The organism is Mycobacterium sp. Dal123C01, from assembly GCF_052566995.1.
The window spans coordinates 1213336-1233449 of the sequence record NZ_CP199580.1 but is presented as its reverse complement, the minus strand read 5'-3'; the positions used below and the strand labels follow the sequence as shown (position 1 = coordinate 1233449).

The window sequence follows — 20114 nt, the reverse complement described above, 5'->3', positions numbered from 1 at the left end:
CTGCCGCGGAACGACCGTGGCCGACCAGACCAGAGGAGGTGGTGAGGTTTCATGCGTCCATACGAAATCATGGTCATTCTCGACCCCACACTTGACGAGCGCACGGTTGCTCCGTCCTTGGAGACGTTCCTGAACGTCGTCCGCAAGGACGGCGGAAGCGTCGACAAGGTGGACATCTGGGGTAAGCGCCGGCTGGCCTACGAGATCGCCAAGCACGCCGAAGGCATTTACGTGGTTGTCGACCTGAAGGCGGAACCGGCAACGGTGTCCGAACTCGACCGTCAGCTGAGCCTCAACGAGTCGGTGTTGCGCACCAAGGTGATGCGCACCGACAAGCACTAAACCGGTGAGCGTGCACGCTCCCCGTCGTCGGCGCGTTTGCGTAGGCTCAGCGAAAACACGCTCATGACCGTTGACCGTCCCCGGGCGGACTCAGGAGGAAATTGTGGCTGGTGACACCACTATCACCGTTGTCGGAAACCTGACTGCCGACCCTGAACTGCGGTTCACGCCGTCGGGTGCCGCCGTCGCGAATTTCACCGTGGCGTCGACGCCCCGGATCTTTGACCGCCAGAGTTCGGAATGGAAAGACGGTGACGCGCTGTTCTTGCGGTGCAACATCTGGCGCGAGGCTGCGGAGAACGTCGCGGAAAGCCTCACCCGCGGGTCGCGGGTGATCGTCACCGGACGGCTCAAGCAACGCTCTTTTGAGACCCGCGAGGGTGAGAAGCGCACGGTCTTCGAGGTCGAGGTCGACGAGATCGGGCCCTCGCTCCGGTACGCCACCGCCAAAGTCAACAAGGCCAGCCGCAGTGGCAGCGGCGGCGGTGGCGGTGGGTTCGGCGGCGGCGGCGGATCCCGTCAGGCTCCGGCCGCGCAGCCCAGCAGCGCGCCGACCGACGACCCGTGGGGCAGTGCCCCGGCGTCGGGCTCCTTCGCCGGCGGCGACGAAGAACCGCCGTTCTGACTTCGACCACTTCACTGCACACAAGACCACTAGCAAACGGAAAGAAAGAAACACATGCCCAAGTCCACCAAACGGCGCCCGGCTCCGGAAAAGCCGATCAAGACACGGAAATGCATCTTCTGCTCGAAGAAGGGGCAACCGATCAACTACAAGGACACCACGATGCTGCGCACCTACATCAGTGAGCGCGGCAAGATTCGGGCACGTCGTGTCACCGGCAACTGCGTGCAGCACCAACGCGACATCGCGATCGCTGTCAAGAACGCCCGCGAGGTTGCCCTGCTGCCCTTCACCTCCTCGGCTCGATAGCCGCCGAACGTCCAACTGAAAGCACTAAAAACGATGAAGCTGATTCTGACGGGTGACGTCGACCATCTCGGTACCGTCGGCGAGACTGTCGAGGTCAAGGACGGGTACGGCCGCAACTTCCTCCTTCCGCGTGGCCTGGCCATCCTCGCTTCGCGCGGCGCACAGAAGCAGGCCGACGACATCCGTCGGGCCCGCGAAACCAAGGTCGTGCGCGATCTTGGGCACGCCAACGAGATCAAGACGGCGATCCAGACGCTGGGTCCGGTGCCGCTGCCGGTGAAGACGGCGGCCGATTCCGGGAAATTGTTCGGCTCGGTTACCGCCGGTGATGTCGCCGCGGCGATCAAGAAGGCCGGCGGCCCGAATCTCGACAAGCGCATTATTCGGTTGCCCAAAGCGCATATCAAGGCTGTGGGCACCCATTCGGTCGAGGTGCATCTGCACCCCGAGATCAATGTCGACGTTGTGCTCAACGTCGTCGCGGATAGCTAACTCAGCACTGTTTGTTCGCATCCGGCGGCTGCGCTATATCGGCGGCCGCCGGATTTTGTCGTGCCGTTAGCGCGCTAACAGCGTCTGTGGAGCGCGGGCGCCTTACCTCGGCTGGCGAACTATTTCAGCGGGGCCGCCGAGGGGGTCCCTTAACCGCCCCGTAACTCAGCGAAAATGTGGCCGAAAGCCAACACGCCCGGCGCAGTAACCTGCGCCGACACGCCGAAGAGATTCTTCTCCACACGAATTCACTGGTCGTGTACGACCCTTATCAGCAGGGATGTCGCAGCGCCGCGTTTTAATCCACAGGTTCTCCACAACCCACTCAACACAGGTGTCGAAGGATATGCACACACGATGCACAGCCTTATGAACAGCGGCCCTTTCAAGTGCTGCCCAGCAACGCTTACGGTCTTCCCGGCGCTTGGCTTTAAGCGCTTGTCTCGGGGGTGTGAGGGCCCTGGCCGACGCCGTTCAGTGTCGGCTATCGAATGTATGTTCGTATCATGGTGCAGAGGGATGTGAGAGTCTGTGGCGGTCGTCGATGACGTAACGGCTGGCATGGACGCTTCGCCGCCCAGCGAGGAATTCAGCCGTCAACCACCGCAGGATCTGGCCGCCGAGCAGTCGGTGCTGGGCGGGATGCTGCTGAGCAAGGACGCCATCGCCGATGTCCTCGAACGGCTGCGGCCCGGCGACTTCTATCGCCCGGCACACCAGAACGTCTACGACGCGATCCTGGACCTGTACGGGCGCGGGGAGCCCGCCGACGCGGTGACGGTGGCGGCCGAACTGGACCGCCGCGGGATGCTACGCAGGATCGGTGGAGCACCGTATCTGCACACCCTGATCTCCACGGTGCCGACCGCCGCGAACGCGGGCTACTACGCGGGCATCGTGGCCGAGAAGGCGCTGCTACGCCGGCTTGTGGAGGCCGGAACGCGGGTCGTGCAGTACGGCTATGCCGGCGCCGAGGGTGCCGACGTCGCCGAGATCGTCGACCGTGCGCAGGCGGAGATCTACGACGTCGCGGAGCGTCGCACGACGGAGGACTTCGTTGCGCTCGAGGACCTGCTGCAGCCGACGATGGACGAGATCGACGCGATCGCCTCCAACGGCGGCGTCTCGCGTGGCGTGCCCACCGGCTTCACCGAACTCGACGAGGTGACCAACGGACTGCACCCGGGACAGATGATCATCGTCGCGGCCAGGCCTGGTGTGGGCAAGGCGCTCGCGTTGGATACGCCGCTGCCCACCCCGACCGGTTGGACGACGATGGGCGACGTCGCGGTTGGTGACGAGTTGCTTGGCGCCGACGGGCAGCCGACGCGGGTCGTGGCTGTCACCGACGTGATGTTAGGGCGGCCGTGCTACGAGGTGGAGTTCTCTGACGGGACAGTGATCGTCGCGGATGCGGCGCACCAGTGGTTGACCGATACACGCGCATCCCGGAAGTCAGCGCAAGCCGCGGCGGCGGGTTACCACCGCTACAAAAATCAGCGCACGTTTGCGGCGGTGCGGACGACGGTCGAGATCGCCGGGAGCCTGCGCTGCGACACGCGAGACCAGCGACTGAACCACAGCGTGGTCAATGCGCGTGCACTTGACCTGCCGGATCGCGAATTGTTAGTCCCCGCATACACTCTCGGCGCCTGGCTGGGGGATGGCACGAGTGCCTCAGCCCAGATCACCGCGGCCGATCCAGAAATCATCATGCGGATCGAAGCGGACGGTTTCGACCACGCCGCTGTGGGGACATTGCAGGGACGACTACGAACACTCGGCGTGCTCGGAAACAAGCACATTCCGGCGGAATACCTGCGGGGGTCCGAGATGCAGCGGCGCGCCCTGCTCGCCGGCTTGCTCGACACTGACGGAACAGTGACCCGGGGCGGGGCGGTCCAATTTTCCGTCACTAGCCGTCGGCTAGCCGGTGATGTCGCCGAGCTGGTCGTCAGCCTGGGCTATCGCTGCCAAACCTCGACGAAGCGCGTGCCAGGCCGCCGGGAGTCGTCCAGCATCGCTTACACCCTGACTTTTTCCACCGACGACGTGGTGTTCGCATTGCAGCGAAAAGCCATAGCGCACAAGGAACGTCGGGCTGCCGTGGGCACCGAGCGCTCTGGATCACGCTTCATTGTGGACGTCCGCCAGGTCCAGACGGCTCCCGTGCGGTGTGTCGAAGTGGACAACGCCAGCCACATGTATCTGGCGAGCAACGCCATGATTCCCACCCATAACTCGACCCTGGGCCTGGATTTCATGCGGTCGTGCTCGATCAAGCACCGCATGGCGAGCGTCATCTTCTCGCTGGAAATGAGCAAGTCCGAGATCGTGATGCGGCTGCTGTCGGCCGAGGCGAAAATCAAGCTCGCCGATATGCGCTCGGGCCGGATGAACGACGACGACTGGACCCGGCTGGCGCGGCGGATGAGCGAAATCAGCGAGGCGCCACTGTACATCGACGACTCGCCGAACCTGACGATGATGGAGATCCGCGCCAAAGCGCGACGGCTGCGGCAGAAGTCGGACCTCAGGCTGATTGTGATCGACTACCTGCAGCTGATGACGTCGGGCAAGAAGCACGAGTCACGGCAGGTGGAAGTCTCGGAGTTCTCCCGGCAACTCAAGCTTTTGGCCAAAGAGCTCGAGGTACCGGTGGTGGCGATCGCTCAGCTGAACCGTGGTCCAGAGCAGCGCACCGACAAGAAGCCGATGCTGTCCGACCTTCGCGAGTCCGGATCGCTGGAGCAGGACGCGGACATGGTCATCCTGCTGAACCGGCCGGATGCCTTCGAACGCGACGATCCGCGTGGGGGAGAGGCCGATTTCATTCTGGCCAAGCACCGCAACGGCCCGACTAAGACGGTCACCGTCGCACACCAGCTGCACCTGTCGCGCTTCACCAACATGGCGAGGTAAGACGGATACGAGTCCGGGTAGAGATATTGCCCAGGTGCCACTCCACAGTGCGGTCCTGAATCGTCAGGGCGAGTTGCTCAGGGCCGGAACGCTTTCGCCTGGATCAACCTGTTGTCAGCAGTCCCTGCGAGCACTTCACACGACGGGTACCGAGCGCCGTTTGACAACGTGGATGGTCGCTTGGTGCCGTCACACGCGCGTGACACCCGGGAAGTATCCCGGTGGGTAGGGTGCGGAGGTTAACCGGTATCGATCGAAGGACACCGAGCACTGCGCCTCCCTGTGCTGAGGCTGGCGTCGGCGACGAAGTGACGGTGTCCGCTCCGGAGGAGCGGTATGGCCAAGCACTGGGGCATGTCTCGGAGAGGCCTGCTGACGGCGGGCTTGGCGGCCGCCGGGACAGTTGCCGCGACAGCACTCGTGACCGAACTTCCTCGTACTCCTGCTGCTTCTCCCGTGCGTCCGCCCCGGACGATCGCGGAGGCCGGCGCGCTGCTGCGCTCCGGCCGGGTGACGTCGGTGCAGCTGACGCGCGACGCCCTGGCCGAGGCGACACGGCAGCAGCCGCGGCTCAATGCGTTCATCACGCTCACTGCAGGACAGGCGCTGGACGTCGCGGCGCGGCTTGACGCGGAGCTTGCCCGCGGCGCCGACCGTGGCCCGCTGCACGGTATCCCCATCGTGTGCAAGGACCTCTACTCCACCGCGGGCGTGCTCACCTCCGTCGGGTCACACGTGTTCGCCGACCGCGTGCCCACCGAGGACGCGGCCGTGGTCGCCAAACTGGCCCACGCGGGCGCGGTCAGCATCGGCAAGACCAACCTCAACGAATTCGCCGCGGGGATCGACGGCAAGAACGCCTACTACGGCGACATCCACAACCCGCTGCAGCTGGACCGGTCGGCAGGCGGGTCGTCGAGCGGAACAGGCGCGGCGGTGGGAGCGGGCATCGTCGCGGCCGGCATCGGCAGCGATACCGGTGGCTCGGTGCGAGTCCCCGCCGCGTGGAACGGCGTCGTCGGCATCCGGCCGACCCACGGTCTGATCAGCCTGTACGGCGCCTTTCCCCGCGCGCCGCGGTTCGATGTCGCGGGCCCGCTAGGGCGCACGGTTCACGACACCGCGGTGATGCTCACCGCCATGGTTGGCTACGACGCGCGGGATCCCTACTCTCGGCCCGCTCCGAAGACCGACTACCTGGCGGGCCTCGATCGCGGCATCGCAGGCTTACGTATCGGGCTGATCGAGGACTTCAGCCTCACCGGGCTCGACCCCGACGTGGAAGCGGCGGTGCAGCGGGTCCTGCCGGTACTCGAGCGCCTTGGTGCGCGGGTCACGACCGTCAAGATCGAGAACCTTGCGACGATGCTGGACTTCACCGCCGCGTTCACGATCCTGCACTGGGAATTCGCGCAGGCGATGCACGACATCTATGGCGCGGCCGCCGACAAGAGCATCTTCGGGCCCGCCGTGCGCGCCGACATGTCAGCTGCAACCAAGCTCACCCAGGCCGACTACGACGCCGCGGTCGCCCGCCGATTCTCGGACGCGGCACCCATGCGGGGCACACTCGACGAGGTCGATCTCCTCCTGACGCCGACGATGCCCACGGTAGCGCCGCGCCTCGACACACACGCCGACGAATTCACCCGAGGGCGGCGCTACACCATCCCGTTCAGCTACGCCGACCTGCCGTCGATCTCGGTACCGTGCGGCCACGGAGCTCAGGGTCTCCCGGTGGGGCTGCAAGTCGTCGGCCCTGAGTTCGGCGAGGCGCTGCTGCTCCGCGCCGCCGCGGAGATCGAACGTCAGACGAGTGCCTGGTAGACCCACATTCGCGATCCAGCCCTGCGGCAAAAGAACGCTACGACCACCCTCGTGAATCAGTACGCCATCGATCTCGCCAGCAAGGCGGACCGGTAGGCGCACGGCTTTACACACGGCGATATAGTGAATGCCATTGTAACAGTTGCAAATTCAGCGACTCCATGTCATGAGGCCGCGGCACGGGGTGAGCGGTCGACGCCTCAGCGGAAGCGGATATTCGACGTCGCCAGACCGAAGATCTTTCGGCCACCGGACTTCGCGCCGACTATGACGACACCGGCGCGGGTTGCCGGGTCCAGCGACTTGATCCGGCCGCTGTATTCGATGTCTGCACCCTCGCTGGCCGACACGATCGCGGGCGCAGACAACCGGACCGCGTAGCGGGTAATCGCACCGGGGTCGCCCGACCATGCGGAGGCGAATGCGGCACCCAACCCCATGGTGAGCATCCCGTGGGCGATCACATCGGGCTGTCCCGCCATTTTGGCAAGGTTCTCGTCCCAGTGAAGCGGGTTGGCGTCGCAGGCCACCCCGGCGTAGTTCACCAGGTCGCCGCGGGACAGTCGGGTGTGGTGCACCGCTAACTCGTCGCCGACCTTCACGTCTTCGAAGGACGGCGTCCGAGGCGTGCGGGTCGTGCCTCCCTCGGAGATCCGAGCCTCGCCCACGGGGCGCACCGTCTTCTGGTAGTTCGCATCGGCGTAGTCGATTCCGGCGAGGTTCACGTCGTGCATCATCACTTGCTGCGCGGTCGCCCTGATCGCCGGATCGACATCCTCGGCGGTGACGCCGACGACGGTGGTGTGCAGGGTGTGCACCCGCTCGCCGGCAGTGTCGGTGAATGTGTTGGTCACGGTGATCAAGTCTCTGCCGGCGAATCTGCGCACCGATGACAGTTCGACGTCAATGTGCAGTTCGTCGCCGGCCACGATCGGTCGGTGCTGCTCGAAGACTTCTTCGGTCTGCAGGTACATCTCGTAACCGATGACCACCGATTCGAACAGGTACCGATTGGCTGCCATAGCCGGGGCCGACGTGAACGTCAGCGGCGCCACCAAGTCCGAATATCCCAGCTCAGCGGCGGCGCCGACATCCCAGTGCGCGGGGTGATAGTCCTGCACGGCACGGGCGAACTCGCGCACCTTCTCGCGGCCGACCTGGTATGTCTCGTCGATCTGGTAGTAGTGGCCGACCCGCAATTCGAGCGCCGAGGTTTCCGCTGCTGCGGTCATGAATTGCCCAACTTTTCTACCGGCCTGTTCACGGAGGCCGACCAAAGCACACTAACGCGCCGACACCAGGCCAGTAGACGCCGCGACGCTGACTGGCGCACGTGGTGGCCACGTAACGTCGGCGACATGACCGTTTATGCCCTGAACCTCTTCGACATCGCCGACGCCGACGAGTACCGCGCCTATTCACGACGGTCACCCGCCGAAGTGGCAAGGCACGGCGGCCGCGTCGTCGCGCTCGGCGGTTTCAAGCGTGCGGTTGTCGGCGACATCGAGCCCCGTCAGGTGCTGATACTCGTGGAATGGGAATCGCAGGAAGCCTTCGACAGTTACTGCAACGATCCGGAACTCGCCGATCTACATCCGCATCGCGCGGATGGGTCATCGGGATACGTCTGGCACCTGTTCGACCGCCTCGACGACCTCAGGCCGTTACTGAGTCGATAACAGCAGCTCAGCGCATGAAAAGCCTTCTATCGCAGTCGAAGACATTTTCTCCCCGCGGCACGTGCTAGATTGTCCCGGGATGCCCGTCGGCATCCGTACAGAATGATGGAAGTTGAAGGTATGGCACAGGGAACTGTGAAATGGTTTAACAGCGAAAAAGGCTTCGGTTTTATCGCTCCGGACGGCGGCGCAGCAGATGTGTTCGTCCACTACACAGAAATCCAGGGTGACGGCTACAAGTCGCTCGAGGACAACCAGCGAGTTGAGTTCAACATCGAGCAGGGGACCAAGGGTCCGCAGGCAGTTGGGGTAACTGTCGTCTAGTCAGATTTCTACCTCTTGTGGGCTGGTGGGTTGTTTCCCGCCAGCCCACAGCTCGTTGCGGGGGGTTCTCGGCCCATTCCGCTCAAGGCGACGTCTTTTCTGACGCTGGCGTGTAGATTGGTGGATAAGACGTTCGTGTTGGCACTGCCACCGTAGACATTTTGTATGTAGATGAGCAGCTCACGAATCGATCGCCCTTCGCTCGACAGACGAACCGTTTGCGCCGAAGCCCAACCAATTTAAGGACCCCGCTCCATGAAATCTTCGGATTTGTTTTCGCATCAGCCCGAGCCCGAGCAAGAGGCCGCGTCCCACGCCGGTCGCGATTCGGAACCGGTGCAACTTCCTACTTTCTCCGACCGCCCCAACAGCGATTCCGCCGCTCAGAGGCCACCGTCGTAAGGGCTTGACCGAGAGCCGGCCCCGCCGCTCGACCTGTCAGGTGGCTTGTGGACCTGTACGGCTCACGGCTCAGATCTTGAGATAGCCCTTGTCGGCCGGGATTTGGGCGGCGGTGATCAACGAGGACGCATCGCTGGCAAGCCAGACGACGATGTCGGAAATCAGGCCGGGGGCAGCCAGCGATTCGGTCGGCAGCGCCCCCGGTGAGAAACTGTGGATGTAATGCGGATGGTCTTGGAAGACTTGGTACATCGATAGGTCGTTGCCCATCGGGGTGTCGGTGCCGTAGGGATGCACCGAGTTGACCCGGATGCCGAATTCACCGAGTTCGACCGCCAACGAGTTGGTCAGGCCGACTACTCCGAATTTGCTTGCGCAGTAATGGCCGCAGCCCGGGACGGCCTTGATTCCCGCCGCGGAGCTGATGTTGATGATCGATCCACCATTGCCGGCAGCGATCATCGGTGGCACTACGGATTTGATGGTGTGCCACAACCCAGTGAGGTTGGTATCGAGAGTCTCCTGCCACTGCTGAGCCGAAATCTCCCACAGCCGGCCCCAATTCAGCACACCGGCATTGGCCACGACGATATCGAGGCGTCCGAACTGTTCGATCGCATTCGACACGACCCGCTGCTGGCCGGCCAGGTCGCGGACGTCAACCTCCTCGGCAAGGATTTTGCGGCCCTCGCCCTCGACCAGGCTGACAGTCTCGGCGAGGTCTTCGGGCCGGGCCGGGGGATAGCCGTTGTGCTCGGCAACCGGCGTGCACGCGTCGATCGCGACGATGTCGGCACCGGCCCGGGCTAACCGGATACAGTGTGAGCGGCCCTGTCCGCGAGCCGCTCCCGTCACGTAGGCGACCTTCCCGACTAACGGGGTGGCAGTGTCGGTCATGCCAATAGCTCCTCTGCTTGCGGCGCTGGCCGCGGCTGGGTGGCGGGTTGGTGGCGAAACTCGTAGTCCGTCAAGGGCGATCGCCGGCTGAACCGGCGCGATGCGGTGATGGTTTGCGGGCGGTGATAGACGGTGTCGCGCTGAGAATTCACGAAGTAGGTGGAAAGCCCGGGGTTACATGCCGTCAGATACAGGTGAACGGCCTTGCCCTGCCGGTCCATCTGATCGTTCCATTGTTCGAACGCCGATTCGCTGACCGCTACGGACGTTGCGCCGCGGTGCCTGGCCTCGTCAATGATGCGCACGGCGTGGGCCGCCATCGTCTCGACGAAGTCTGGCCAGGCGAATCCGACGAAGCCCAGCGGCCCGACGATCTCCCATCGGTTAGGCAGGCGTGGGTGGGCGGTACCGGAATAGCTGCGCAATCCCTCGGCGCGGTAGTACTGCGCGAGGTCAAACCCGTTGTCGCCCAGTATGGTTCCATGCCGGTATGTCTCGGGGTCGGTCCACAATTCGTAGCCGGTAGCCAATACGATCAGATCGGCGGGGCGCTCGGTCCCGTCGGTGGTGCGGATGCCGGTGCGGGTGATTCGTTCGATCGGAGTGGTGATCAGATCAGTGCCCACATGGTTGAAGACGGGCAGGAAGCTGCTGGAGATGACCGGGCGTTTGGCCAGCAGGCCATAGCGGGGCACCAGCTCGCGGCGCGTCTGCGGATCCTTCACGACCGCGCGCAGCAGTAGTCGATACAGCATCCGGCACCAGTTGTCATAGAGCGGCATGAGTCGGGTGAGCACCCGGCCGGGGAGCAGCGGTAGTACGTGCATCAGCGGCGCGAGCATGAAGGCGTCCATGCCCACCCGGCCCAGGACATTGACAACACCGAACATGCCGGGCAACCGCAACAGCCTGCGCATCCAGGGCGGGATGTCGAAGTCGATCTTGGGCAGTACCCACGCCGGGGTTCGCTGATAGACAACGAGACTGGCGGCTTGGCTCGACAGGGCCCCGGCAATCTGAACACCACTGGATCCGGTGCCGATGATCGCGATGTGTTTACCAGTGGTGTCGTAGTCGTCATCCCAGGCGTTGGGACGCAGGATGGCTCCCGCGAAGTCGTCGACGCCCGCGATGTCGATGACATTCTTGGCGTTGACGTAGCCACCAACCGAGTTGATCACGAAGCGTGCCGACACCGCGGGCTGGTCCTTGATGGATAGGTGCCATCGATTGCCCGACGCATCCCACTTCTGTTGGACGACTCCGGCATTGGCGTGCAGGTGCTTGTACAGCTTGAAGCGTGCCGCGGTATCACGCAGATACCGGTAGATCTCGGGGCCGGGAGCAAAGAAACGCGTCCAATTGGGGTTGGGTGCAAACGACAACTGGTACCACAGCACTGGGATGTCGACGGCCAGGCCGGGGTAGTGATTGTCACGCCAGGTGCCACCGAAGTCGGGGCCACGTTCCAGGATGATGAAGTCGGTTATGCCCTTGTCGCGCAGCAGCTTTGCCGCAGCGATACCGCCCGGCCCGGCGCCGATGATCGCCACTTCGTAATCGGGGTCAGCCACGGTCGGCCCCGGTCAGGCCGGCGACGATGTGATCGCCCACGTAGCGGCGGACGGCACGTGGACTGTCCAGGTTGACCGCGATGGGCGGGATGAGCTCGAAACTGAACAGCATTCGCACGATCCATTCACTAGCGCGCGCCGCGTCGACCGTCGGGCCAACTTCTCCAGTGCGCTGGGCGGATTTGACCAAGGGCTTCCACAATTCGATCGAGCGGCGCATCAGCTCGTCGCCGCCGTGATCTAACAACAGGACCAGGATGCTCCGGTCGATGCCTCGCGGCATGGACTGCGAGCGTTGACGATGCGCACAAATCAGCACCGCGACGGCAGCCGCTTGCTCGGCCAGGGTTGCTTCCTTGGCCACCTCGACGGCCATGGTTTCGATGAACCCTGCGGCCAGCTGATTGAGAGCTGCGGCAATCGCGTTGTCGCGGGTGCCCAACACATTGTGGACGGTGCCACGCGACACGCCGGCGGCTTCGGCCACCGCCGTCAAGCTGAAGCGCCGTGGTCCGAGCTGGCGCAGGGTATCGCTGGCGGCGGTCAATAACGCGTTCGGCACCGGTCTGGTGTCTCGCGCGGCATCGACGGGCACTTGAACACATTAACGATATGTGTTCAACCCGGTCAACCGTGCGCCGGCCGCCCGCGCCGTACTGAATTTTTGAAATTGCTGGTTTGACCAGGCCTCAAGCGGGTATTTTCACCGCACAGTCGAGTAAGGGGCCAGGAGATGACGACAGTAGAGCAGGGTCGTGCGCGGTGCCCGCGATGCGCGGCATGGGCCGAGTACCGGTTCCTGGAAATCGGCGACGACAAACTCGAGTACGAGGTGCGATGCGGAACCTGCGGCCACGTGCACTCCGAGGTGACCCCGGTAACGACGGGCACGGCGACCGCCGCCTAGCCAGGCCAGCTCATGAGTGCGCATCGATCTTTCGCTCGACCGCGGTAACATATTCGGCCACAACGGATCCCGGTGCGTTGCTGCCGCAGAGATCGAGGTCGATGACGACGTTGTTGCGTGAGCTGAGGGAGCGCTGACAGTTCCAGCCCTGGGCCTCTTGGATCATGTCCATCGCGAGGATGCCATCGCTCTGCGACGCAGATTCCGTTTTCCAGAAGATGTTGCGGGGATCGTCTTTATTGACGTCGCGTGTGTTGATCTCGCGGTTGGCGCACTTCTGCCAGCTGGCGGCGGCATTGGCGACGAAGTCATTTGCGGCGTGAGCGTCCGGGAAGGACACTGCTGCTTGTGTGAGCCGCCACCCTATTGCGGGCTGGTCGCCGAGCTCCTGGGACCGCACCGCGGTCCACCCACTGTTTTCGTAGGCCTTCTGCTGGGCGGGCGTTGACATCCCCGCGCAGTCCTCGTCGACGATCGTTGTATCGGTCAATCTGTCCTGGACCTGTTCGCCGGCCATCGTATTGGCGCCGACCGCGTGCGCGGCTTCCTCTGCGCTCAGCAGCACATCGGATAGCGCGGAGGGGGAGACCGGCTGGGTAGCAGGGTGACTCGGCTGGTAGACCGCTAGCGCGACCAGCAGTCCGACCGTCAGCACGGCTGTGGCGATTGTGAGCGACCACCAGCCGCGCACAGATTCTCGACGAGAGGCCGGCCATGGGCCCGGTGCTGTTGGTGGGGGACCGAAATGGGGCGGCCCGGGCTGGTCCGGCCAGGTCCCGCCGGCGGAGGGCGGCGGCAGTTGTCCGGGCGCCATCGGGTAGCGCCCCGGCGGGGCTCCCCAGGGGGGCGCCGGCCGCGACGGCGGCGGACCGCTGCTCTGACGAGGATCACCTGGGCCGGTCATTGCGGTACCCGGGAGGCGACTTTGTCGACGAGTTCGGGGGCCTGAGTACTACCGCCGAAGTCACAGACCCTCATATCGATCACGATGTTGCTGCGAGTCTTCAGCGCGCGCTGACAGCCCCACCCGGTTCCGCCCGTCTTGGTCCACGAGACCGTCAGCAAGCCGTCGAGCATCTTCGGGTCGCCAACGGCGATGGTGCCGCCCTCACGGCGATGCACCAGTACTTCGGTGTTGGCGCAGTGGTCCCACTTGTGGACGATGTCCTGGAAGACGGCGCTGGCGTCGGCCGCGCTTGTATATGCCACCACTGCCTGCAACGTCAGCTTCACGTACTCAACGGGGCCATGGAGCTCGTCGGTCTGGGCGTCGATGAAGCGAGTGCCGCCGTACACCTGCTGCATGCCCGGCGCCCAAATGCCCGCACAATCGGGTGGATCGGCGGTGTCGATAAACAGACCGCTCTTGCCGCCTTGGTAAACGGTCAAGCCCTGCGTGTGCAGGATGTCGTCGAGCTCGGCGGGGCTCAGCAGCAGATCCTTGAGATTTGCCGGGTGGACGAGACCCGATGTTGCCGGCACTGATGCGCCGGACGGGGTATGGCGTGGCACGGCCGCCGCCGTGTCGCTGGTCATGATGCGGCTAACAAGCATGGCCCCTAAGGCGATGGCAGCGACCGCGAAGATGGCCGTGGCCAGCATCAGCCACCTTTTGATGCGCGCGGGGCCGGGGGGCGGCGGTCGAAACGTCGACGGGCCAGGTAGCCATGGTGGGGCAACAGCGCCCGGCGGGAACGACGGGGCGGGGGGACCGCCCCAGTTCGACGGGGACGTGGAGGAATGTCCGTGTGTCTGCCGGCCCGGGTAATCCGGCGGTTGATTGCCTGCCACGCGGTCTGCCTGTTCGTCGTTGTCGCCCGGATAGCCAGGATTCCTGTCGGCATCGCAATAAACAGATTTCGGCTATCGGGCTTAATACCCGCGAACTGGATCATCGGAAACGTTCAAAAGCGGAATATCTCGGGCTATAGCAACCCAATCTTGGGCAAGACTTGCACCGTTGGGCGACTCTAGAAGCCGATAGGCAAATTCGTCAACGCCTAACACAGCGTCAGGAGCAAGAGCATGACCACCTCGTCGACGAAACAAACCTCGCACGTGCGCCGTCTGGGATCGGTCGCCATAGCCGGTGCCGTGACGGCGGCGGTCGTCTTCATCACCGTCGCCAACCGGGCGACGGTGGCGCTGGCTTCGGCCGATTCGGTCGGCATCGTGCCGGGCGTCTCGATCACCCCGGCGCCGGGTTGGACGGTCGGAAACCGGGGCCCCAACTGGGTGGCACTGTCCAACGCCAACTCCAGCGCGCAGCTCCGAGTCGCGGTCAAACCGGCCGGCGGGACCGATCTCGTCGCTATGCTGCAGGCCGATATCGATCAGTTGACCGCCATGCCATCGGCGGGGTTGATCAACGTGACGAACTTGACCGCACCCGATACGAAGATGCTGCTCGGCAACAAATTCCAGCAGGAAGCTTTCATCGATTACACCGGGGTGGTGTCAGCACCCCAGGGACCGGTTCCTGTCATCGGCACTTTCAGTGAGCTGCTGAACACCTCGACTTTGCAGACGGCTTTCATCAACTTCAGGCAAAATGGCGACGCGACTACTGAGGCCGCCAACGACGGCGGCTCGATGGTCAATTCGATGCTCTGACGGCTCATTTGATGCGTGGATGGGCGATGATGCGTCCGCCACGCGAGGGCGCGTAGACGACCTGGCGCGCACGGGGTTTCTCCGGCCGGGTGCGGCCGGGCGCGAGGCGGTGGGTGCGCAGGATCTCGCGGAGGATGATGGTGGCTTCCATCATCGCGAACCCGATGCCGAGACAGCGGCGGACACCGGCGCCGAATGGCAGCCAGTTCGCCGCCGTGGCGGAGCCGTCGAAAAACCGTTCAGGTCGGAAGATTTCAGGGTCGGCGTGCTGACCGGAGTCGCCGTGTATCGGTCCGATGCCCGGAAACACAGTGTGGCCGGCCGGGATACGGTAGCCGCCCAATTCGACGTCCTCGGTGAGTACTCGTGCGACGGCGTAAAACACCGGATGCAGCCGCATCGACTCCTTCAAGACGGCGTCGAGGTATTTGTCGTCGTCGGTCGCGGCGGCAGCGGCGACCTTGTCCTGCAACACGCGATCATGCGCCAGCTCATGCAGCGTCCAGGCCAACGTGGTGGCGGTGGTCTCGTGGCCGGCCAGCAACAGGGTGACCATCTGGTCGCGCAGCTCGACATCGGAGAGCCGGTCTTCATCGATCGGCGCGGCTATCAGCTGTGATAGTACGTCGGCGCGAGTGGCGGTGTCGGGGGCGCTACGTCGTTCTCGAATCTCCGCGTAGAGCAATTCGTCGATGCGCGCCAACAGTTGACTGAATCGCTTCCAGGGTCCGAAACCCTGTAGCGGCGTGACTAATTCGGCCAAGTAGACCACCGCGGGTGCGGAGACGAGCCCGGAGAATGTGCGACGAATCTCCTCGAATCGGGGCCCCTCGCTGACACCCAAGACGACCCGCAAGATCATCTCGAGCGTGACCGCGTTCATCCGTGGCTGCGCCGCGAACGGGGTGTCGACCGGCCATTGGCTGACTTCTTCGGCGGCGAGTTCGCTCATCATGTCGCGGTACCCCCGCAGCGCCGGGCCGTGAAACGGCGGCATCAGCAGTTTGCGAAGCCGTTGGTGGGCAGCCTCATCGGTGGTCACCACGGAGTGGTCGCCCATCACCCGGCGTATTCCCGGGAGCCGTCCTTCGCCGGCGTGGAAGGTCGTCGCGTCGCCGAAGAACACGCGCCGATTGAGCTCGGGACTACACAGCAGGACAGCGGGTCGGCCGAGTACCGAAACCGCGATGATGTCGCCGTAGCGTCTGCGCATCAACGGAGTGATGCGGTGGCGGTAGGGGAACAACGCGGTGTGCACGACACTGGGCAAGCGCGGCCCCGGCGGTGATGGTAGCTGCGCCAGGCGATCCGTCACGGCGGGCGTCGTCTGGTTCATTCAGCTCGCCCAACCGGTGCGGGACATCAGCGCCTCCTCGGGGCTTCGACGCCCACTCAGCCTACCGAGCATCGGCCGATTGCGAACCTCGAGACGACGGCGCCCCCGCGCATCAATGCGGTTCGGCCAGCCTGCCCATCTCGGTGAACATCGATTCGCGCTGCTTTTCCCGCGGCAGATCGTGGAGTTCGGTCGCCGAGCGGATGAACGGTTCGAACAGTTGCCAGCCCAGCAGCAGGGCGATTGCGTTCGCCGCTCCCAGCCGGGCGCTGTCGTCGCTCTCATGCTCGGGGCGGATGCCGTCGAGCAGTCGGGCGGCGGCGGGAAAGCTGGACTGCAGTTGACCCGCCGGAAACCCGTCGAGAAGTGCCCGCGCGATGACCCGCAGTTGCCGCGTGGTGGCCGTCTCGATCTCGCTCGGGGACGCCTTCCCGTCGGTCAATGTGGTCAGCTTGGCGGCCAAGTGATCGAGCACGGCCGCGACGAGCTGCTCCTTCGTTCCGAAATGGCGAAAGACCAGGCCGTGGTTGACCCGCGCGCGAGCTGCGATGTCGCGAATGGACGCTGCCGTCGGTCCACGTTCGGCGAACATCTCCGCCGCGCTGTCCAGGATCGCGGCGATCACCTCGTCGCGTCCGGTCGGCGCAATTGCCTGCGTCCGGTTGGGGCTTGCGCTCCGTGTAGTCACGTGTCTACACTACACCGTAGTCAAGCGACTACAGGCGTGTATGGCAAAGAGAAAGCGGGCTTCCTTCAGGGGTTGCTGGTCGCGGGGTACCAGCAACCTCTAGAGGAGGCCCGCTTTCGCGCGCTCACGTGCTTCCCAGGGAGCATCCGTAATCTCGCGCAAGAGCAGGTTCGAAGCCGAGAGGAAGGCGGGCCAATTGTCCCCACGAGTCGACCACCGATACGTGATCGTCGGCGCCGGCGCGATCGGCGGCACGGTCGGCGGGGTACTGGCCCGCGCCGGTGTCCCCACGGTGTTGATTGCCCGCGGGCGGCACGCCGAGGTCTTAGCGGCCGACGGCATAACGCTGAAAACGCCCGACGGAACCTTCGGCACCGCGGTCACCACCGCGTCGCGACCCGACGATCTTCTGTTGACCGATCGCGACGTCCTGGTGTTCGCGACCAAGACCCAACAACTCGATGCGGCCCTGCAGGAATGGGTGGACCAACCCGTCCATGGCCCGAATGGTGTCATCGGAACCGCGGGCGAGCTACTGCCGGCGATGACCGCGCTCAACGGCGTTGCCGCAGAAGAGAAAGCGCTGCGCTATTTCCGCCGGGTCTTCGGGATCTGCGTCTGGCTGCCGGCCGTGCACCTCGAACCGGGCGAGGTTGTCGTGCGGGCGTGGCCGGTGGTCGGGCAGTTCCACGTCTCGCGGTGGCCCGCTTCGCTGCGCACCCAAGATGACGCCGACTTGTTGGCGGAGCTCGCGCAAACGTGGACCGCGGCAGGGATCCGGGTGCGCACCCCCGACGACGTCGCCCCCTGGAAGTACAACAAGCTGCTGAGCAACCTGGGTAATGCGGTGGGCGCCCTGACCGCCGGCGCCGCCGGCGTGGACGAGGTGGTGGCCGCGCTGCGGCGTGAAGGCGAAAATGTGTTGCGGCAAGCGGGAATCGAATTCGTCTCGTTCGAGGTGTCGACGGCGACGCGCGTCGACGGACCCACGATACGTCCGGTGCCCGGATCGAACACCGGACCGAACAATTCGACGTGGCAATCGTTGAGCCGCCAGACCGGCAACGTGGAGACCGACTTCTTCAACGGGGAGATTGTCCGGATCGCGCATCGACACGGCACCGCGGCCCCGCTGAACACCGCATTAGCCCGGGCGGCACGTGCAACGGTGCGAAACGGCCTCGCCCCGGGGCAGTACTCGGCCGAGCAACTGGCAGAACTACTGGGGCTCAACGGGATTACCGCGGCGCAAAGCTGACTCGGTCGGCTCGGGATTGGCCGGCCCAGCCCGCAAGCGTCTCGGACCACGCGGACCGGTCGGCCGAGTCACCCGCCCAGGCGATGTAGCCGTCGGGACGCACCAACACCGCCGGGCCGCCGTCGGTCCGCACCGCTTGGGGGAGCCAGGCCGCGTCGACCACAGGCGCACCCCGTTCGCGAACGAACACGAAGCCGGGCAGCCTTTGCAGCTCGGTGATTCGCCCGTGCCGCAACGGAATCTGCGTTGCGCGGGTTCCCACCAGGGCGCTCTCGCCCCTGCGGTGGGCGTACCGCAACGTTGTTCCGGCGAAGCTCCCGGCGATCGCGTCCCGAACCCGGGGAATGCGAAGCAACCTGGGTGCCAGCATGTTTCGCAGTCCACGCGCAGCGGGCGGCCGAAGCGTGATGCCCCGGGCCATCAGGCCGGACTGCAACAAGACCCGCTTGCCGATCGGATGACGTTCGTCGTGGTAGCTGTCGAGCACCGCGTCGTCGGCGCCGGCGAGCGCGGCGTCGATCTTCCACGCCAGGTTGGCGGCGTCCTGAATGCCGGTGTTCATGCCCTGACCGCCCATCGGGGAGTGGACGTGCGCAGCATCTCCAGCCAGAAATACCCGGCCATGCCGATACTGCGCGACTTGGCGTTCGTCGCAATGGAATCGGGACTTCCACCCCACCTCGAGCAATCCGGGATCGGGGTGCATGGCCCGCGTCAGGATGTCGGCGATCTCGTCGCGGTCGACCGGCTCGCTATCGGACAGCTGGTTGCTGCGGTCCCAAACCATCGCGCGGTACCACGAACCACTGGCGTCGTGGTCGTCGTAGGGGGCCAGGAAGGCGAATTCGTTCCGAGTGCTGCTCAGCGTCAGGCCGCGTCCGGCGGGCCCTTGCGCAAGCTTCACATCGGCAAGGACGATTGACGACAGGATCGTCCGGCCGGGAAAGTCCGCACCCACCAACGCGCGAACCGTGCTGTGCGCGCCGTCGGCACCGATCACATACTTCGCCCGCCAACGGCTGTGATCGCTCGCGTCGTCGCCGTGCGTGTGCACGGTCACCCCGTCGGTGTCCTGATCGATGGCGATGACCTGCACACCGCGCCGAATGTCGGCGCCCTGAGCGGCGGCATAACCGGCCAGTGCCTGATCGACATCGGTCTGGGGGGTGATCATCGCGAATTGGTAGGCCGAGTCGAGGTGGGTGAGGTCGATGCGGGCACCGCCGAAAATCGTGACTCCCGGTGCCTGGTGCGAACGCGCCAGCAGGTCGTCGGCGAGCCCGCGGGCGTCGAGAACTTCGAGCGTGCGGGCCATGGTGGCGAACGCGCGGCTGGACGGGTTGATCGCGGGCCAACGCTCCAGCACGGCGACCGAGCGCCCGGCGCGCGCGAGGTCACCGGCGGCGGTCAGCCCCGTCGGCCCGGCGCCGACGACCAGGACGTCGACATGGTGGGTCGTCATCGTGTCACCGTTTCCGGATGGGGGTACCAGCGACGGATGTCGTCGGGGGTCGGCACGGCCGCACGATTGAAGACGAAGCGACAGTCGGGCTGGGTGGCGTGGGCGGCGTTGACGATCGACTCGAACAGCAGCGTGTTGCCGGCGACCAGTCGTACGCCGGCGCCGATGAGCACCGCGTCGTATCGCTTGGCCTGCAGCCACTGGCGGGCTTTGTCGGAACCTGCCTGGCCGAAGTCGATCAGGCAGTTGTCGACGTCGTAGCCCGCGGCGCGCAACGCGGCGACATTGTCGTTGTTGGCGGCCCGCAACCTCTCCGTGGACAGGCCGGGAAATTGAGCGAAGTCGGGCGAGGAGCAATCGATCACGTCGGGATCGAGTCCGATCTGGATGGCTGTGACGGTCATAGTGGTGGCCTCCCCTGTTGAGTTCAACAACCGTTGAACTCAACGCTAAGCCC

The 20114-nt window shown here is 64.8% G+C and carries 21 protein-coding genes; 11 read left to right on the top strand and 10 right to left on the bottom strand.

Annotated features, from left to right (window positions below):
* Positions 1-51 precede the first annotated feature (51 nt).
* From rpsF to ACTXG5_RS05855, 6 genes are all read left to right on the top strand, one after another.
* Positions 52-342 (top strand): 30S ribosomal protein S6, encoded by a 291-nt coding sequence (gene rpsF / locus ACTXG5_RS05880; RefSeq protein WP_061557737.1) that lies wholly within the window; start codon positions 52-54, stop codon positions 340-342.
* 103 nt (positions 343-445) lie between these two features.
* Positions 446-967, top strand: a complete 522-nt coding sequence (locus ACTXG5_RS05875; RefSeq protein ID WP_445162793.1) for a single-stranded DNA-binding protein — start codon at positions 446-448, stop codon at positions 965-967.
* A 54-nt stretch (positions 968-1021) separates the two neighbouring features.
* Positions 1022-1276 (top strand): 30S ribosomal protein S18, encoded by a 255-nt coding sequence (gene rpsR / locus ACTXG5_RS05870; RefSeq protein ID WP_313862744.1) that lies wholly within the window; start codon positions 1022-1024, stop codon positions 1274-1276.
* Between the two features lie 33 nt (positions 1277-1309).
* Complete coding sequence (gene rplI / locus ACTXG5_RS05865) at positions 1310-1768, top strand: 50S ribosomal protein L9 (protein WP_445162792.1); 459 nt, start codon at positions 1310-1312, stop codon at positions 1766-1768.
* Between the two features lie 531 nt (positions 1769-2299).
* Entirely contained in the window at positions 2300-4690 is a 2391-nt protein-coding gene (gene dnaB, locus ACTXG5_RS05860; RefSeq protein WP_445162791.1) for a replicative DNA helicase, read from the top strand.
* A 354-nt stretch (positions 4691-5044) separates the two neighbouring features.
* Positions 5045-6517 (top strand): amidase, encoded by a 1473-nt coding sequence (locus tag ACTXG5_RS05855; RefSeq protein ID WP_445162790.1) that lies wholly within the window; start codon positions 5045-5047, stop codon positions 6515-6517.
* A gap of 200 nt (positions 6518-6717) precedes the next feature.
* Here the strand turns inward: ACTXG5_RS05855 and ACTXG5_RS05850 are convergent, their stop codons facing one another.
* Complete coding sequence (locus tag ACTXG5_RS05850) at positions 6718-7749, bottom strand: fused (3R)-hydroxyacyl-ACP dehydratase subunits HadA/HadB (protein WP_445162789.1); 1032 nt, start codon at positions 7747-7749, stop codon at positions 6718-6720.
* A gap of 126 nt (positions 7750-7875) precedes the next feature.
* Between ACTXG5_RS05850 and ACTXG5_RS05845 the strand changes: the two genes are divergently transcribed.
* Both ACTXG5_RS05845 and ACTXG5_RS05840 read left to right on the top strand, forming a co-directional pair.
* The gene (locus tag ACTXG5_RS05845) at positions 7876-8196 is read left to right on the top strand and encodes a DUF1330 domain-containing protein (protein WP_445162788.1); all 321 of its coding nucleotides are present in this window, start codon (positions 7876-7878) and stop codon (positions 8194-8196) included.
* Positions 8197-8316: 120 nt separating this feature from the next.
* Positions 8317-8520, top strand: coding sequence for a cold-shock protein (locus ACTXG5_RS05840; RefSeq protein ID WP_313860636.1), 204 nt, complete (start codon positions 8317-8319; stop codon positions 8518-8520).
* Positions 8521-8991: 471 nt separating this feature from the next.
* Here ACTXG5_RS05840 and ACTXG5_RS05835 read toward each other — a convergent pair whose 3' ends face one another.
* Genes ACTXG5_RS05835 through ACTXG5_RS05825 form a run of 3 tightly spaced genes read right to left on the bottom strand, consistent with a single transcriptional unit; the run spans position 8992 to position 11988 of the window.
* Positions 8992-9819, bottom strand: a complete 828-nt coding sequence (locus ACTXG5_RS05835) for a mycofactocin-coupled SDR family oxidoreductase (protein ID WP_445162787.1) — start codon at positions 9817-9819, stop codon at positions 8992-8994.
* Positions 9816-11393 carry a flavin-containing monooxygenase gene (locus tag ACTXG5_RS05830; RefSeq protein ID WP_445162786.1) on the bottom strand — a complete coding sequence of 526 codons (1578 nt, stop codon included), beginning with the start codon at positions 11391-11393 and terminating at the stop codon, positions 9816-9818. Before ACTXG5_RS05830 ends, ACTXG5_RS05835 begins: the two co-directional genes overlap by 4 nt.
* Positions 11386-11988 carry a TetR/AcrR family transcriptional regulator gene (locus ACTXG5_RS05825; protein ID WP_445162785.1) on the bottom strand — a complete coding sequence of 201 codons (603 nt, stop codon included), beginning with the start codon at positions 11986-11988 and terminating at the stop codon, positions 11386-11388. The genes ACTXG5_RS05830 and ACTXG5_RS05825 overlap by 8 nt, the downstream gene beginning before the upstream one ends.
* A 138-nt stretch (positions 11989-12126) precedes the next feature.
* On the opposite strand from ACTXG5_RS05825, the gene ACTXG5_RS05820 reads away from it, so the two are divergent.
* Complete coding sequence (locus tag ACTXG5_RS05820) at positions 12127-12300, top strand: hypothetical protein (RefSeq protein WP_445162784.1); 174 nt, start codon at positions 12127-12129, stop codon at positions 12298-12300.
* A 10-nt stretch (positions 12301-12310) separates the two neighbouring features.
* Here ACTXG5_RS05820 and ACTXG5_RS05815 read toward each other — a convergent pair whose 3' ends face one another.
* Both ACTXG5_RS05815 and ACTXG5_RS05810 read right to left on the bottom strand, forming a co-directional pair.
* The gene (locus ACTXG5_RS05815; RefSeq protein WP_445162783.1) at positions 12311-12955 is read right to left on the bottom strand and encodes a sensor domain-containing protein; all 645 of its coding nucleotides are present in this window, start codon (positions 12953-12955) and stop codon (positions 12311-12313) included.
* Positions 12956-13200: 245 nt separating this feature from the next.
* Complete coding sequence (locus tag ACTXG5_RS05810; RefSeq protein WP_445162782.1) at positions 13201-13902, bottom strand: sensor domain-containing protein; 702 nt, start codon at positions 13900-13902, stop codon at positions 13201-13203.
* 537 nt (positions 13903-14439) lie between these two features.
* Between ACTXG5_RS05810 and ACTXG5_RS05805 the strand changes: the two genes are divergently transcribed.
* Positions 14440-14913, top strand: a complete 474-nt coding sequence (locus tag ACTXG5_RS05805) for a hypothetical protein (RefSeq protein WP_445164280.1) — start codon at positions 14440-14442, stop codon at positions 14911-14913.
* A gap of 4 nt (positions 14914-14917) precedes the next feature.
* Here ACTXG5_RS05805 and ACTXG5_RS05800 read toward each other — a convergent pair whose 3' ends face one another.
* Together ACTXG5_RS05800 and ACTXG5_RS05795 are read right to left on the bottom strand one after the other, a co-directional pair.
* Positions 14918-16249, bottom strand: coding sequence for a cytochrome P450 (locus ACTXG5_RS05800; RefSeq protein WP_445162781.1), 1332 nt, complete (start codon positions 16247-16249; stop codon positions 14918-14920).
* Positions 16250-16361: 112 nt separating this feature from the next.
* Positions 16362-16937, bottom strand: coding sequence for a TetR/AcrR family transcriptional regulator (locus ACTXG5_RS05795; RefSeq protein ID WP_445162780.1), 576 nt, complete (start codon positions 16935-16937; stop codon positions 16362-16364).
* Between the two features lie 196 nt (positions 16938-17133).
* Between ACTXG5_RS05795 and ACTXG5_RS05790 the strand changes: the two genes are divergently transcribed.
* Positions 17134-18195, top strand: coding sequence for a ketopantoate reductase family protein (locus ACTXG5_RS05790; protein ID WP_445162779.1), 1062 nt, complete (start codon positions 17134-17136; stop codon positions 18193-18195).
* Here the strand turns inward: ACTXG5_RS05790 and ACTXG5_RS05785 are convergent.
* Both ACTXG5_RS05785 and ACTXG5_RS05780 read right to left on the bottom strand, forming a co-directional pair.
* Entirely contained in the window at positions 18176-19657 is a 1482-nt protein-coding gene (locus tag ACTXG5_RS05785; protein WP_445162778.1) for an FAD-dependent oxidoreductase, read from the bottom strand. The genes ACTXG5_RS05790 and ACTXG5_RS05785 overlap by 20 nt on opposite strands.
* Positions 19654-20061 (bottom strand): hypothetical protein, encoded by a 408-nt coding sequence (locus tag ACTXG5_RS05780; RefSeq protein ID WP_445162777.1) that lies wholly within the window; start codon positions 20059-20061, stop codon positions 19654-19656. The genes ACTXG5_RS05785 and ACTXG5_RS05780 overlap by 4 nt, the downstream gene beginning before the upstream one ends.
* Between the last annotated feature and the right edge of the window lie 53 nt (positions 20062-20114).

What these genes read in the sequence shown, in the direction of transcription:
- ACTXG5_RS05780 (WP_445162777.1), bottom strand. Translation starts at nt 20,061, where the DNA reads ATGACCGTCACAGCCATCCAGATCGGACTCGATCCCGACGTGATCGAT.
- ACTXG5_RS05845 (WP_445162788.1), top strand. Translation starts at nt 7,876, where the DNA reads ATGACCGTTTATGCCCTGAACCTCTTCGACATCGCCGACGCCGACGAG.
- rpsR (WP_313862744.1), top strand. Translation starts at nt 1,022, where the DNA reads ATGCCCAAGTCCACCAAACGGCGCCCGGCTCCGGAAAAGCCGATCAAG.
- ACTXG5_RS05810 (WP_445162782.1), bottom strand. Translation starts at nt 13,902, where the DNA reads ATGCTGGCCACGGCCATCTTCGCGGTCGCTGCCATCGCCTTAGGGGCC.
- rpsF (WP_061557737.1), top strand. Translation starts at nt 52, where the DNA reads ATGCGTCCATACGAAATCATGGTCATTCTCGACCCCACACTTGACGAG.
- ACTXG5_RS05800 (WP_445162781.1), bottom strand. Translation starts at nt 16,249, where the DNA reads ATGAACCAGACGACGCCCGCCGTGACGGATCGCCTGGCGCAGCTACCA.
- ACTXG5_RS05835 (WP_445162787.1), bottom strand. Translation starts at nt 9,819, where the DNA reads ATGACCGACACTGCCACCCCGTTAGTCGGGAAGGTCGCCTACGTGACG.
- ACTXG5_RS05840 (WP_313860636.1), top strand. Translation starts at nt 8,317, where the DNA reads ATGGCACAGGGAACTGTGAAATGGTTTAACAGCGAAAAAGGCTTCGGT.
- ACTXG5_RS05855 (WP_445162790.1), top strand. Translation starts at nt 5,045, where the DNA reads ATGTCTCGGAGAGGCCTGCTGACGGCGGGCTTGGCGGCCGCCGGGACA.
- rplI (WP_445162792.1), top strand. Translation starts at nt 1,310, where the DNA reads ATGAAGCTGATTCTGACGGGTGACGTCGACCATCTCGGTACCGTCGGC.
- ACTXG5_RS05850 (WP_445162789.1), bottom strand. Translation starts at nt 7,749, where the DNA reads ATGACCGCAGCAGCGGAAACCTCGGCGCTCGAATTGCGGGTCGGCCAC.
- ACTXG5_RS05820 (WP_445162784.1), top strand. Translation starts at nt 12,127, where the DNA reads ATGACGACAGTAGAGCAGGGTCGTGCGCGGTGCCCGCGATGCGCGGCA.
- ACTXG5_RS05785 (WP_445162778.1), bottom strand. Translation starts at nt 19,657, where the DNA reads ATGACGACCCACCATGTCGACGTCCTGGTCGTCGGCGCCGGGCCGACG.